Annotated in this window: 11 protein-coding genes; 4 read left to right on the top strand and 7 right to left on the bottom strand. The window is 56.9% G+C overall.

The window, feature by feature from the left end:
• The first annotated feature begins 22 nt into the window (after positions 1-22).
• Positions 23-1,279, top strand: coding sequence for a DUF1479 domain-containing protein (locus RY075_RS07405; RefSeq protein WP_023315695.1), 1,257 nt, complete (start codon positions 23-25; stop codon positions 1,277-1,279).
• Here the strand turns inward: RY075_RS07405 and RY075_RS07400 are convergent.
• Positions 1,276-2,349, bottom strand: coding sequence for a LacI family DNA-binding transcriptional regulator (locus RY075_RS07400; RefSeq protein WP_232967359.1), 1,074 nt, complete (start codon positions 2,347-2,349; stop codon positions 1,276-1,278). The genes RY075_RS07405 and RY075_RS07400 overlap by 4 nt on opposite strands.
• A 288-nt stretch (positions 2,350-2,637) precedes the next feature.
• On the opposite strand from RY075_RS07400, the gene RY075_RS07395 reads away from it, so the two are divergent.
• Positions 2,638-3,939 (top strand): MFS transporter, encoded by a 1,302-nt coding sequence (locus tag RY075_RS07395; RefSeq protein ID WP_023324367.1) that lies wholly within the window; start codon positions 2,638-2,640, stop codon positions 3,937-3,939.
• 17 nt (positions 3,940-3,956) lie between these two features.
• Positions 3,957-6,320, top strand: a complete 2,364-nt coding sequence (locus RY075_RS07390; protein ID WP_232967358.1) for a glycoside hydrolase family 31 protein — start codon at positions 3,957-3,959, stop codon at positions 6,318-6,320.
• A 91-nt stretch (positions 6,321-6,411) separates the two neighbouring features.
• Here the strand turns inward: RY075_RS07390 and RY075_RS07385 are convergent, their stop codons facing one another.
• A complete protein-coding gene (locus RY075_RS07385; protein ID WP_003858434.1) occupies positions 6,412-8,007 on the bottom strand; it encodes an ABC-F family ATPase in 1,596 nt (531 codons plus the stop codon).
• A gap of 222 nt (positions 8,008-8,229) precedes the next feature.
• Here RY075_RS07385 and ldtB point away from each other — a divergent pair, with 222 nt between their 5' ends.
• Positions 8,230-9,150, top strand: a complete 921-nt coding sequence (gene ldtB, locus RY075_RS07380) for a L,D-transpeptidase (RefSeq protein WP_003858435.1) — start codon at positions 8,230-8,232, stop codon at positions 9,148-9,150.
• Positions 9,151-9,191: 41 nt separating this feature from the next.
• Here ldtB and RY075_RS07375 read toward each other — a convergent pair whose 3' ends face one another.
• The 5 genes from RY075_RS07375 to RY075_RS07355 all read right to left on the bottom strand — a co-directional run bounded on the left by RY075_RS07375 (position 9,192) and on the right by RY075_RS07355 (position 13,690).
• Positions 9,192-9,908 carry a GntR family transcriptional regulator gene (locus RY075_RS07375; protein WP_015571043.1) on the bottom strand — a complete coding sequence of 239 codons (717 nt, stop codon included), beginning with the start codon at positions 9,906-9,908 and terminating at the stop codon, positions 9,192-9,194.
• Positions 9,909-9,923: 15 nt separating this feature from the next.
• On the bottom strand, positions 9,924-11,246 hold the full coding sequence (locus tag RY075_RS07370) for a PTS transporter subunit EIIC (RefSeq protein WP_023324365.1): 1,323 nt from the start codon (positions 11,244-11,246) through the stop codon (positions 9,924-9,926).
• 51 nt (positions 11,247-11,297) lie between these two features.
• Positions 11,298-12,674, bottom strand: a complete 1,377-nt coding sequence (locus tag RY075_RS07365) for a glycoside hydrolase family 1 protein (protein ID WP_109948649.1) — start codon at positions 12,672-12,674, stop codon at positions 11,298-11,300.
• A 150-nt stretch (positions 12,675-12,824) separates the two neighbouring features.
• Positions 12,825-13,217 (bottom strand): YbjP/YqhG family protein, encoded by a 393-nt coding sequence (locus tag RY075_RS07360; RefSeq protein ID WP_230683330.1) that lies wholly within the window; start codon positions 13,215-13,217, stop codon positions 12,825-12,827.
• A gap of 104 nt (positions 13,218-13,321) precedes the next feature.
• Entirely contained in the window at positions 13,322-13,690 is a 369-nt protein-coding gene (locus RY075_RS07355) for an NlpC/P60 family protein (protein ID WP_071787975.1), read from the bottom strand.
• Between the last annotated feature and the right edge of the window lie 105 nt (positions 13,691-13,795).

The raw sequence follows: 13,795 nt of genomic DNA, 5'->3' as shown, positions 1-13,795 counted from the left end.
GAATGAAAGATGCGAGGCAGTTATGACCTTTACCAGTGAAACCTTGCCGGCGGATCACAAAGCGGCAATCCGTGAGTTGAAACGTGAATTACGCGCGCAGATCGGCGACGTGCAGGCGGTGTTCGACAAGCTCAGCGACAGCATTGCCACCCGCGTGGCGGAAATTAACGCCCTTAAAAATAAAGGTGAATCCGTCTGGCCGGTGATCCCGTTTAACGATGTGAAAAACGGCACGATTACCGACGCACAGCGCGAGGCCGTTAAGCGCCGCGGCTGCGCGGTGATTAAAGGTCACTTCCCGCGCGAGCAGGCGCTGGCGTGGGATCAGTCGATGCTTGACTACCTCGATCTGAACAAGTTTGATGAGGTGTACAAAGGGCCAGGCGATAACTTCTTCGGCACCCTGACCGCCTCCCGTCCGGAGATTTACCCGATCTACTGGTCGCAGGCGCAAATGCAGGCGCGCCAGAGCGAAGAAATGGCGCAGGTGCAGTCGTTCCTGAACCGCTTATGGACGTTCGAGAGCAACGGCAAGCAGTGGTTCGACCCGGACGTGAGCGTGATTTACCCGGATCGTATTCGCCGCCGTCCGCCGGGAACCACCTCGAAGGGACTTGGCGCACACACTGATTCTGGCGCGCTGGAGCGCTGGCTGCTGCCCGCTTATCAGCAGGTCTTTGCCCGCGTGTTTGACGGCAACGTTGAGAAATACGATCCGTGGAACGCCGCGCATCGTACCGAAGTGGAAGAGTATACCGTCGATAACACCACCAAATGCTCGGTGTTCCGCACCTTCCAGGGCTGGACGGCGCTGTCGGACATGATCCCCGGTCAGGGGCTGCTGCACGTGGTGCCGATCCCGGAAGCAATGGCCTATATTCTGCTGCGTCCGCTGCTGGACGACGTGCCGGAGGACGAGCTGTGCGGCGTGGCGCCGGGGCGCGTGCTGCCGGTTTCCGAGAAGTGGCACCCGCTGCTTATCGAGGCGCTGACCAGCATTCCTGCGCTGGAGGCGGGTGATTCGGTGTGGTGGCACTGCGATGTGATCCACTCCGTCGCGCCGGTGGATAATCAGCAGGGCTGGGGCAACGTGATGTATATCCCCGCCGCACCGATGTGCGAGAAGAACCTCGCCTATGCGAAGAAGGTCAAGGAAGCGCTGGAGACCGGCGCGTCGCCGGGAGACTTCCCGCGCGAGGATTATGAAAAAACCTGGCAGGACCGCTTTACCGTGAACGATCTCAACATCCACGGCAAACGCGCGCTGGGCATGGTCTAGCTGTCGTACAGCCCTTCCCGCTCCACGGCGGTGCGTCGTTTCCCCTGACGTATCCGCCGTACCGATTCCCGCACGGCCAGCGTGCCGTTCAGCAGCAATGTGCCCACCGGCGCGTCCGGGCGCATGAGCCGCTGCTGGAGCATGTGTACCGCTTCCGTTCCCAGCTCATCGCGGGGAACATGCACGGCCGTTAATGGAACATCCTGTATCGCCGCCAGGTTAAAGCCGTCGATGCTCATCACCGAGACGTCCTGCGGCACGCGCAGGCCGTGGTTTTGTAATGCGCTGATGGTGCCCGCCGCCATAAAGTCGCCGCCAACCAGGAAAGCCGTCGGCATGTCTTTTCCCTGCTGCTGATTTAGCCAATCGCTCACCAGCTGCTCCGTCTCTCTGGCGCTGAAGCTCGGCACCACCAGCAGATCGCGCTTGTCGTTGAACGCCAGGTTGTGGGACTGCCACGCGTCGCGGATCCCCGACAGGCGCAGCTCCATCGTGTAGCGACGCAGGCACAGCACGTTCATCACCTCGCGGTGTCCCATCTCGAACAGGTACTCCGCCGCCCGCTCGCCGATGGCGCGGTGATCCGGCGCAACGGCAGGCAGACGCATGTGCCGGTCGCGGCAGTTAATCAGCATGCAGGGTTTGCCCACGTCCACAGCCAGATCGTGGATATGCGGATCGTCAATACCGAGAAGAATGGCCGCCTGGGTATCCGGCTCGTTCATCCGCGTCAGAAACAGCTGGGCGTCGCTGTCGTTCTCCTCCAGCGCGCAGTAGCGCAACCGGACCTCGTGGGAGGCAAGTGCTTTGCTTACGCTCTGGATCACGCGGTAGTAAAAGATGTCTGACCGCTCGTCGAAGGCGCGCTGCGGGGCAAAAACCACCAGGCTGTTAAGCAGCAGACGCCCTGCCGCCATGCCGTTCATTACCCCCAGCTCGCGCGCGCACGCCAGCACCTTTGCACGCGCTTTTTCGCTGGTATTCGCTTTCCCCGCCAGCACCCGCGAAACGGTGCTGATGGAGAGCTGCGTACGGGCCGCGATTTCGGTGATTTTTAGCCTTTTGTCCATTTTGTGATCTGGCTCCATTTGCGAAATGAAAAAATTTTCATAGCGTGTGTGTCAGGCAATAACTGACGTGAATGCCATCATGCCAGAGTGTTTTCGTCGGTTATGAGAAATTTTGCACAAAATCCACTTTTGCCCACTCATTTTCTTCCTTAAGGTGAACTTGTCACACAGCTTCCATACTAGTTGTATAGCAACTTAAGCATTATAAGCGGATTGAAATCAAAGGCATAACAATCTGTGTGACACCTGAACCTCCGTCCCCTTACCGTCCGTCTTGTGGAGAGTAAAATGAGTCAGGACATCAATAACACCATTGCGACAAGCAAAACCCGTCGCGTCATCAAGAACCTGCGCTGGTACGTGCTGGTGCTGTTTTTGCTGGGCGTCACCGTTAACTACATCACCCGAAATTCCTTAGGTATTCTCGCTCCGGAGCTGAAAGAGAGCCTCGGGATCACCACCGAGCAATACTCCTGGATCGTCGGCGCGTTTCAGATCGCCTATACCATTTTCCAGCCCCTGTGCGGCTGGCTGATTGACGTCATTGGCCTGAAGATTGGCTTTATGGTCTGCGCCGGGATCTGGGCGCTGATGTGTATTTTCCACGCGGGCGCCGGAAGCTGGCTGCACCTGGCCATACTGCGCTTCTTTATGGGGGCTTCAGAGGCCGCCGCCACCCCGGCGAACGCCAAAACCATCGGTGAATGGTTCCCGAAATCAGAGCGTCCCGTTGCTGCTGGCTGGGCGGGCGTGGGCTTCTCCATCGGCGCGATGCTGGCTCCGCCTATCATCTACTTTGCTCACGCCTCGTTCGGCTGGCAGGGGGCGTTCATGTTTACCGGCGTGCTGGCGCTGCTGTGGGTGATCCTCTGGTGGGCGTTCTACCACAACCCCGAGCAGCACCCGAACCTGAGCAAGGACGAGCTGGCGTTTATCAAGCAGGATAACGAACCAGCGCCGGTCAAATTGCCCTTCCTGACCGCGCTGAAAACCGTTTCAAAAAACAAACGTTTCTACGGTATCGCCATTCCGGCCTTTATGGCAGAACCCGCCTGGGCGGTGCTGAGCTTCTGGGTGCCGCTGTACCTCGCCAAAGAGCACGGCATGGACCTGAAGCAGATTGCGATGTTTGCCTGGCTGCCGTTCCTCGCCGCCGACCTCGGCAGCGTGGCGAGCGGCTACCTGACGCGTCTGTATACCCGCCTGTTCGGCTGCTCCCGCGTGAACTCGGTGGTGGCCAGCTCCGTCACAGGCGCGTTTCTGATGATTTCACTGGCGGTCGTCGCCGTAACCCGCGACCCGTATATCACCATCGTGCTGATCTCCATCGGCGGCTTCGGGCACCAGATTATCTCCTGCATGCTGAGCGCGCTGGTGGTGGAGTCCTTCGATAAGGGCCAAATGGCGACCGTCAACGGCATGCGCGGCTCGGCGGCGTGGATCGCCAGCTTCCTGTTCTCGCTGTTAATCGGGGTGACCGCCGACAAAATCGGCTTCAACCCGCTCTTTATCGCCATGGGGTTCTTTGACCTGATTGGCGCTTTCTTCCTGGTAGCATTTATTGCTGAACGTCGCGCCAAGCGCGCCTGATTGTGGATGTATTGCATATGAAAACCCTGAAAAACTGGACCCTTGATACGCAGTCGGCAAACCATCTGGAACTGCTGGTCGATAGCCAGCACCGCCTGTGCCTGTATGTGCTGGAAGAGAACCTGTTCCGCGTGCTGATCAAACGCAAGGGCGAGCTGGCGCTGGACCGCACCTGGAGCATCGCACCGGAAAAAGACGTGCCGTGGGAAGGTCGCCGTCGTGACGATCTGAGCGGATTTACCTGCCCGGCCTGGACGCTTACGCAGCAGGACGATACGTTAACCGTGGCAACCGAGCAGCTGCGCGTCACCGTCCACCAGCCGCTGTGGCTGGAGTGGCACTACCGCAATGACGCGGGCGAGTGGCAGCCGCTGGTCAATGACCGCCCGACCAGCGCCTACCTGCTGAACGCCCACGGTGACGGCGTGGCGCACTATCTCAGCCGCCGTAAGGATGAACGTTTTTACGGTCTGGGTGAGAAAGCGGGCGATTTACAGCGCAACGGCAAACGCTACGAGATGCGTAACCTGGATGCGATGGGCTATAACGCGGCCAGCACCGATCCGCTGTACAAGCACATCCCGTTCACCCTCACCCGTCGCGATGACGTGAGCTACGGTCTGTTCTACGATAACCTGAGCAGCTGCTGGCTGGATCTGGGTAACGAGATCGACAACTATCACACCGCCTACCGCCGCTGGCAGGCGGAAGCGGGCGATATCGATTACTACATCTTTACCGGCAAGCGCGTGCTGGACGTCACTAAAGCCTTTGTTCGCCTGACCGGAAAAACGCTGTTCGGACCGAAATGGAGCCTGGGCTACAGCGGCTCAACCATGCACTACACCGACGCGCCGGACGCGCAGAATCAGCTGATGAACTTCATTCGCCTGTGCGAGGAGCATGCCATTCCGTGCGACTCGTTCCAGCTCTCCTCCGGCTATACCTCGATTAACGGCAAGCGCTACGTTTTTAACTGGAACTACGACAAAGTGCCGCAGCCAAAGGTGATGAGCCAGGCGTTCCACGACGCGGGGCTGCGGCTTGCGGCCAACATCAAGCCGTGTCTGTTGCAGGATCATCCCCGCTACGGCGAAGTGGCGGAACGTGGCCTGTTCATTCGCGATTCAGAAACCGATGCGCCTGAACGTTCCAGCTTCTGGGATGACGAAGGATCGCATCTCGACTTCACCAACCCGCAGACGGTGCAGTGGTGGCAGAACGGCGTGACCACGCAGCTGCTGGAGATGGGCATCGACTCCACCTGGAACGACAACAACGAGTATGAAGTGTGGGACGGGGAAGCGCGCTGCTATGGCTTCGGCAAGGAGATAGCCATCAAGCATATTCGCCCGGTGATGCCGCTGCTGATGATGCGCGCCTCGCTGGAAGCGCAGCAGCGCTTTGCGCCGGAAAAGCGTCCGTATCTGATCTCCCGCTCCGGCTGCGCCGGGATGCAGCGCTACGTCCAGACCTGGAGCGGCGACAACCGCACCAACTGGGACACCCTGCGTTATAACATCCGTATGGGGCTGGGCATGAGCCTGTCCGGGCTGTTCAACGTCGGGCACGACGTCGGCGGTTTCTCCGGCGACAAGCCGGACGCCGAGCTGTTCGTGCGCTGGGTGCAGAACGGCGTGATGCACCCGCGCTTTACCATTCACTCGTGGAACGATGACCACACGGTGAACGAGCCGTGGATGTATCCGGGCGTCACGCCTGCCATCCGCGGCGCGATTGAGCTGCGCTACCGCCTGCTGCCGTATCTTTACACCCTGCTCTGGCAGGCGCACGCCGACGACGAACCGATGCTGCGCCCGACCTTCCTCGACCACGAGCACGATGCGCAAACCTTCAAAGAATGCGACGACTTCCTGCTGGGCCGCGACCTGCTGGTTGCCAGCGTCGTCGAAGCCGGGCAGCGCGAGCGCCGCGTCTGGCTGCCGGATAACGAAACCGGCTGGTACGATTTTTACACCCACGCGTGGTATGCGGGCGGGCAAGCGATCGTCCTTGATGCGCCGCTGGAAAAACTGCCGCTGCTGGTGCGCGCCGGGGCCGGTCTGCCGCTCAGCGAGCGCATCCGTCACGTGAGCGCCGATAAAGACGATACCCGTGAGCTGAAGCTGTTCCCGGTGAAAGGCGTCGGCACAACCTCGGGGCTGCTGTTTGAAGACGACGGTGAAAGCTGGGGCTACCTGAACGGCAATGCGCTGTGGGTGGAATGGGAAATGGTGTGCGATGGCGCAACCATCAACCTGAAGGTGAACGCTCGCGGCGACTATCGTCCGGCATGGAAGGCGCTGAAGGTATCATTACCGGCGGGGGAAAAACGTACGCTGCGGGTGAATGGAGTTGAAGGGGGCGAGTGGGTGGTGTAGTGCGGCCTGTAGCCCTCACCCTAACCCTCTCCCACAGGGAGAGGGGATAAAATGTAGGCCGGGTAAGGCGAAGCCGCCACCCGGCTATTTTTTAACTCTCGATACCTTTACTGCGCAGGTAATCTTCGTAGTTACCGGTGAAGTCCACCACGCGCTCTGGCGTAATTTCGATCACGCGGGTCGCCAGCGAGCTGACGAACTCACGGTCGTGAGAGACGAAGATCAGGGTGCCCTGATACATCTCCAGCGCCATGTTCAGGGATTCGATCGATTCCATATCCAGGTGGTTAGTCGGTTCGTCCATCACCAGAATATTCGGTTTTTCCATCATCAGCTTGCCGAACAACATACGGCCCTTTTCACCACCGGAGAGCACTTTGGCGGGCTTTTTGATGTCGTCCTGGCTGAACAGCAGACGCCCCAGAATGCTGCGTACCGCCTGCTCATCGTCGCCTTCCTGCTTCCACTGGCTCATCCAGTCGAAGACAGTCAGATCGTTTTCGAATTCATATTCATGGTCCTGCGCGTAGTAACCAATCTGCGCGTTTTCAGACCATTTCACGGTTCCGTTGTCCGGTTGCAGTTCACCCACCAGGGTTTTCAGCATAGTGGATTTACCCACGCCGTTGGCGCCGAGGATGGCAATCTTCTCGCCCACTTCCAGCAGCAGGTTGAAGTTTTTGAACAGCGGGCCTTCATCGAAGCCTTTGGTGAGGGCTTCCACTTCCAGCGCGTTACGGAACAGCTTCTTGTCCTGCTCGAAGCGGATGAACGGGTTCTGACGGCTGGAGGCTTTAACCTCTTCCAGCTTGATTTTGTCGATCTGACGCGCACGCGAGGTCGCCTGACGCGACTTAGAGGCGTTGGCGCTGAAGCGGCTGACGAAGGATTGCAGGTCCGCAATCTGCGCTTTCTTCTTGGCGTTGTCGGCCAGCAGACGTTCACGTGCCTGGGTTGCCGCCGTCATGTACTCATCGTAGTTGCCCGGATAAACGCGCAGCTCGCCGTAGTCCAGATCCGCCATGTGGGTACACACCATGTTCAGGAAATGACGGTCGTGCGAAATGATGATCATGGTGCTGTCGCGATCGTTCAGCGTCTGCTCCAGCCAGCGGATGGTGTCGATGTCCAGGTTGTTCGTTGGTTCGTCGAGCAGCAGGATGTCCGGGTTAGAGAACAGCGCCTGCGCCAGCAGCACACGTAGCTTCCAGCCTGGCGCAACTTCGCTCATCGGACCATAATGCTGTTCAACAGGAATGCCGACGCCCAGCAGCAGTTCGCCCGCACGCGCTTCCGCAGAGTAGCCGTCCATTTCGCCGTATTGCGTTTCCAGGTCGGCCACTTTGTAACCGTCTTCTTCGCTCATCTCAGCGAGACCGTATATACGATCGCGCTCCTGCTTCACTTCCCACAGCTCCGCATGCCCCATGATCACGGTGTCGAGCACGGTGAACTCTTCGAAGGCGAACTGATCCTGACGCAGCTTACCGATGCGCTCGTTAGGGTCGAGCGACACGTTACCGAGCGTTGGCTCCAGGTCACCGCCGAGGATCTTCATAAAGGTGGATTTTCCGCTACCGTTGGCACCAATCAGGCCGTAACGGTTGCCGCCGCCAAATTTGACGGAAATATTTTCGAACAGCGGCTTACTGCCAAACTGCATAGTGACGTTGCTGGTAACTAACACGGAGAGATTCCTGCGAAAAGTGTGATAAACGCGGCATTATGCCACAATTCCGAATTGAGATCCCGTGTTGCGGTAATCCACTAAACTTTAACAAAATCGAAAAAAATGTGATTTCGTACACATCTGAATTCCCAGTTAACGGGAATGCACATATAATGCGCTCCCATTACTGATTCAGACTTATCAACTCATCGCCAGAATGGCTTAGATACCTCGCATAACATGAACATGAAATTAACAACGCTTTTTGCGGCGGCGTTAGCCGTAGTAGGTTTTTGTAAGACCGCGTCTGCGGTGACGTATCCCCTGCCGACAGACGGAAGCCGTCTGGTGGGTGAAAACCAGGTGGTGACGGTGCCGGAAGGTAACACTCAGCCGCTGGAATACTTCGCGGCGCAGTATCAGCTCGGCCTGTCTAACATGCTGGAAGCGAACCCGGGCGTTGACCCGTATCTGCCGAAAGCGGGTACCGTACTCAACATTCCACAGCAGCTGATCCTGCCGGATACCGTGCACGAAGGTATCGTAATTAACAGCGCCGAAATGCGTCTGTATTACTACCCGAAAGGCACCAACACCGTGATCGTTCTGCCTATCGGTATCGGTCAGCTGGGTAAAGACACCCCGCTGAACTGGACCACCAAAGTGGAGCGTAAGAAAGCGGGCCCAACCTGGACGCCGACCGCCAAAATGCACGCTGAGTACATTGCTGCCGGTGAACCGCTGCCAGCCGTTGTGCCTGCCGGCCCGGATAACCCGATGGGTCTGTACGCGCTGTACATTGGTCGTCTGTATGCCATCCACGGTACAAACGCCAACTTCGGTATCGGCCTGCGCGTAAGCCACGGCTGCGTGCGTCTGCGTAATGAAGACATCAAATTCCTGTTCGATAACGTGCCGGTTGGTACGCGCGTGCAGTTCATTAACGAACCGGTGAAAGCGACGTCAGAGCCGGACGGCAGCCGTTACATTGAAGTGCATAACCCGCTGTCCACCAGCGAAGATCAGATCAACAACAACGAAATCGTACCGATTAAGCTGACCAGCGCGGTGCAATCCGTTACCTCTCAGGCGGATGTTGACACGACCATCGTTGACCAGGCGATTCAGAACCGTTCCGGTATGCCGGTGCGTTTAAACTAATCGTGATAATTAAAAAAGCGGACCTTGAAGTCCGCTTTTTTTTATCCGTTATTCACGATAACGATACCGCCATGGTCATAGCGATAGTGACAATGGGCGTACTCCAGCGGCGTACCATCTTCCAGATAGATCACCTGCTCTACCTCCAGCACCGGGTCGGTTGGCTCGCAGACAAGGTGCTGCATATCCAGCGCACTGGGCTTCAGCGCCCGCACCACCCGATACGATCCCATGATCTTCAGCCCCAGCGTCTCCTGCACATACCGGAATACCGAACTTTCAAGATGGGTTTTGTTCAGACCGGGGACCAGATTGAGCGGCATTACCGTGGCGTCCAGAGACATCGGCTCACCGTTTAGTAAACGCAGACGGATAAAGTCATAGATCGGCGTATCCGGATTTATCATCAGCGATGCCTGCTCTTTCTCGTTCGGGAAGCGCAGTTCGAAGTGCACCACCTGGCTCGTCACCGTGCCTAAATGTTCCCAGGTTTTGGTCGCCCCGAAGTAGTCGCTGCCGGAGAGATCCCACTGGGAAAGCTGGAGGAAATTTTTGCGGATGAACGTGCCCTGCCCCTGTCGGGTATAGACCAGCCCTTCAACGATCAGCTGGCGCATCGCCTGCTGAATGGTCATCCGGCTGGTGCTGAACTCCGCCGCCAGCGCGAACTGGTCCGGCAGCGGTTCATTGGCGGCGTACTGCTGGGTAATAATGCGTTTCTTAATTTCCCGCGCTATGGTGATGTACTTCGCCGCCATCTTCCTTCCTTTCAGTTAGTTTTCTATCCCGCTGTTTTTCAAGGCCACTCGCTCGGCCACCTTTAGGAAAGGCAGGTAGAAGAATACACCAAATACGATGATTGCCAACTGCACCACCACCGCCCGCCAGTCCCCCGCCGTCGCCAGCCAAGCGCTAAGGATCGGCGGGGTCGTCCACGGGATCATCACCACGCAGCGCGACATGAACCCCAGCGTGGTACAGAGCCACGCAAAGTAAATCCCGATAGCAGGCAGCAGCACAAACGGGATCATAAGCGGCAGGTTAAAGACTATCGGCAGGCCGAAAATCACCGGCTCGTTGATGTTAAACAGACCCGGCGCCAGCGACAGACGCGCCACCTGCTTCGCTGATTTCTGTCTTGAGAAGATGAAGATGGCGATCAGCAATGAGATTGTGCTGCCCGTCCCGCCCACCATGCCAAAGGTCGGCACAAAGATGTTGTTGATGATGTGCGGGATCGGCTGGCCGTTGGCGAAGGCCAGCATATTTTCATTGGTATTGATCAGCAGGAACGGCTCCAGCACCACGCTGTTGACCACCGACTGATGAATACCGAGCGTGAACAGGAAGTTACCGAAGCTGTAGATGAAAATCGTCCCGGGCAGACTGGTGTTGATCAACCGCAGCGGCTGCTGAATAAATGTCGTAATGAGATGGATCAGATCCGTGTGCAGCACGTTCGCCAGTATGGCCGCCAGCACCGCAAACAGGGAGAGCGTGAGGATCGTTGGGATCAGCGCGGTAAAGGATTTGCTCACCGCTGGCGGTACGTTCTCCCCGAGCGAAATGTGCAGCGCCTTCAGCCGTGAAATGGCGATAAACAGCTCGGTTGAGAGCAGCCCAATCAGCACCCCGGCGAAAATCCCGGTGGAGCCAATGTTGGCGAACGTCAGCACCTGGGTGACGTTTACCGTGGCGTCGCTGCCGACGGGGGTAATCTGTAAGCGCATCGGCATCATGATAATGAAACTGCTGACGGCGATAACCACTGCCGAGACCGGATTGTCGAAATCTTTGTTACGCGCCAGCGACCAGGCGATCATCGGGGCCAGCAGCAGCGCGGCGATGTTCAGCGTGCCGTTGATAATCGCCTCGCCCCACACCTTAAACTGCGTAAGCGTGTCGCCCGCAAAAATCCACGGGAACACCACGTTATTCACCAGCACCGCCAGACCGGCAAGGATGAAAATCGGCATTACCGTGGCGAAGGCATCGCGAAGGGAGCGAAGATGCACCTGGTTTGCCAGGCGCGCCGAGAACTCTACAAATTTATCGACAAAAGACTGCATGTGCGGTGTTATTTTTGTTTCAGACATAGCGGAGTGTTCCCATTAATCAGTCACAAAAACGGCCCGGCAGCGTACGGCTTACATCTCGCGTCCGTTAGTATGGATAACCTGTTTTAACCACGCGTAGCTCTTCTTCGGCACGCGCTTCAGGTCTTTCAGGTCGTGATTTTCACGGTTGACGTAGACCACGCCGTAGCGCTTGCGCATGTCACCCTGCGAGCTGAGAATGTCAATCAACCCCCAGCCGAGATAGCCCATCACCTCTGCCCCATCCTCGAATATTGCCGCTTTCATCGCCTCGATGTGCGCCCGGTGGTAGTCGATGCGGTAGGTGTCCTCAACCGGATTCATGCCATCCCAGGACTCAATCACCCCAATACCGTTCTCAATCGGGAATACCGGCATCCGCCAGTTGTTGGCGTAGCGGGTGATGATGGTGCGAAAGCCCAGCGGATCGATCTGCCAGTTCCACTCGGTGGCCTTCAGGTACGGATTGTTTTTCTCGCCGTGCAGCAGGTAATAGTTAACCGGCGTGCCTTCCGGGATGGCATCGCTGTCCAGCGTTTTGCTGGCGTAGTAGCTGAAGGCCATAAAGTCGTTCTTCGTGCGCGCAAACAGCGCGAGATCGTCTGCGCGGTAGATATCGCCGAAGCCCTCCTGCTCCACCACCGCCATTACCGCCGGGCTGTAGCCCTGGCCCGCGAAGACGCGCAGCAGGTTCTGGTTGAGGAATTCGTCGTACTGCTGGGCGCAGAAGATATCGCGCGGTTTGCAGGTGGCCGGATAAATCAGCTGGTGCGCCAGCATGCCGCCCATCAGCTTGCCCGGCTTAGTCTGGTGCAGGTATTCGGTCAGAGTCATGTGCGCCACCATCGCATGGTGCTGAAGCTCATACAGCTCGCGCAGGGTTTGCTCACCTTTCATGTAACCGGAAATGCGAAAAGCTTCCGGCATATGGAAAATGTTCTGCTCGTTGAAGGTCAGCCAGTACTTCACCCGGTCAGCGAAGCAGTCGATCATCTTTTTGCCGTAGCGGATAAAGGCGTCCACCACGCGGCGATCGTTGAAGCCGTTGTACTCCTGCGCCAGCGCCAGCGGCATATCGAAGTGGTAGAGACAGACCATCGGCTCGATACCGCGGGCGAGCAAATCGTCAATAAAGCGGTCGTAAAAGGCGATGCCTTCGGCGTTGAACTCGCCGTCACCCTGCGGGCAGACGCGGCTCCAGGAGATCTGGAAGCGGTAGCAGTTCATGCCCAGATCCTGCATCAGGTCGAAATCTTCCCGGTAGCGGTGGTAGGAGTCGGTCGCCACTTTCCAGTCAGAGATGTTTTCACCGGCTTCCCGAATGTCATACACCGACATCCCCTTCCCGCCCTCATTCCAGGCCCCTTCCGTCTGCATGCTGGATACCGAGTTGCCCCATAAAAAGTTGGCTGGCAGTGATTTGTTCATGGTTGCTCCTAATATGACTAGTCATTTAAATTTCATGACTAGTCATATAGGCGAAGATGAAATGTCGATCAAAGGTGTGGATCGTTTTTTGTGAGGTTGATGGAAATAAAAAGCCCCGGCAGTTGCCGAGGCTAAGTTCCTGTTTAACGTTTAAAGCCCGCTTTCGGCTGCAACTTTTGCCTGGGCAATTGCTCCGGCATTGAATATGGGATGCTCATAGTTGTCGGTGACATCACGAACCCTGTATATCTTCCATGCGCCAGCCTCACGACGAACGAATACCTGCAACTCTACTTTTCCGCCGTTTTCTCTCCCGATCCAGACTGGCATAACCTCACCTCCCATAAACGATTTGGCTGGCCCGACATTTAACGCCGACACCCAGGCGGGATCATAGTCCTGCGCATAAGCGAAGTAATCAGATCCAAGCAGGTCTTGTTCGGGTATCGACTCTATATCATCCAGTCTCTTAATCGTGTCAGCAGAGACATATACGCGCAGATCAGACGGCGAATATTCATTGTCGCTACTTGTAAGTGACATCAGATACGTGGCGTAAAAAGAATGTACTCGCGTCGGCGCGCTCTGTTCCGGCTTAACTGAGCAAGCTGAGAGCAAGCATACGCCTAACACTATTGCGGCTCGCATCAATTCATCCTGTATATTTTGAAAGTCGGTTGAGCTGCGCGATACCCTGGACCAGGGTACATGCTGCGCTGTCGGAAATCGGAGATCCATTGTGTCCCATCATACATTGTCATATGCCCACTGGAGTTTCCTCCCGGATAAGGTTGGATCACTGCGACATCACCGCTCAATAATGTTGAACCCGGCGGGACTTCACGAAATCCCGCCCGCAATAATGATGGCCCATAATCTTTTGCGTTTAGCGTTCTCTCCAGACGAATGCCGCCTGCCGCTATAGCCTCTCTGGTAAAAGTCGCACATTCGTTATGCGAACGACCAAGAGCGTGTGACCGGAGGTGTGAAATAGCAACATCTTTATTCCAACTCATTCTTAGTTCCCTTAAGTAAGTAAGAACGGAATTATTGTGCCAGTCATTAACCTGATGTTGGCTAAATAATGCTTAAATTTGTCCGGCCAAAATATTAATTTCGCG

Source organism: Enterobacter sp. JJBC, from assembly GCF_036936505.1.
Lineage (GTDB): Bacteria > Pseudomonadota > Gammaproteobacteria > Enterobacterales > Enterobacteriaceae > Enterobacter > Enterobacter hormaechei_C.
Note: the sequence above shows the minus strand (reverse complement) of the source record. Positions and strands in the feature narration are given on the sequence as shown.

What these genes read in the sequence shown, in the direction of transcription:
- RY075_RS07405 (WP_023315695.1), top strand. Translation starts at nt 23, where the DNA reads ATGACCTTTACCAGTGAAACCTTGCCGGCGGATCACAAAGCGGCAATC.
- RY075_RS07400 (WP_232967359.1), bottom strand. Translation starts at nt 2,349, where the DNA reads ATGGACAAAAGGCTAAAAATCACCGAAATCGCGGCCCGTACGCAGCTC.
- RY075_RS07395 (WP_023324367.1), top strand. Translation starts at nt 2,638, where the DNA reads ATGAGTCAGGACATCAATAACACCATTGCGACAAGCAAAACCCGTCGC.
- RY075_RS07390 (WP_232967358.1), top strand. Translation starts at nt 3,957, where the DNA reads ATGAAAACCCTGAAAAACTGGACCCTTGATACGCAGTCGGCAAACCAT.
- ldtB (WP_003858435.1), top strand. Translation starts at nt 8,230, where the DNA reads ATGAACATGAAATTAACAACGCTTTTTGCGGCGGCGTTAGCCGTAGTA.
- RY075_RS07375 (WP_015571043.1), bottom strand. Translation starts at nt 9,908, where the DNA reads ATGGCGGCGAAGTACATCACCATAGCGCGGGAAATTAAGAAACGCATT.
- RY075_RS07370 (WP_023324365.1), bottom strand. Translation starts at nt 11,246, where the DNA reads ATGTCTGAAACAAAAATAACACCGCACATGCAGTCTTTTGTCGATAAA.
- RY075_RS07365 (WP_109948649.1), bottom strand. Translation starts at nt 12,674, where the DNA reads ATGAACAAATCACTGCCAGCCAACTTTTTATGGGGCAACTCGGTATCC.
- RY075_RS07360 (WP_230683330.1), bottom strand. Translation starts at nt 13,217, where the DNA reads ATGTCACTTACAAGTAGCGACAATGAATATTCGCCGTCTGATCTGCGC.
- RY075_RS07355 (WP_071787975.1), bottom strand. Translation starts at nt 13,690, where the DNA reads ATGAGTTGGAATAAAGATGTTGCTATTTCACACCTCCGGTCACACGCT.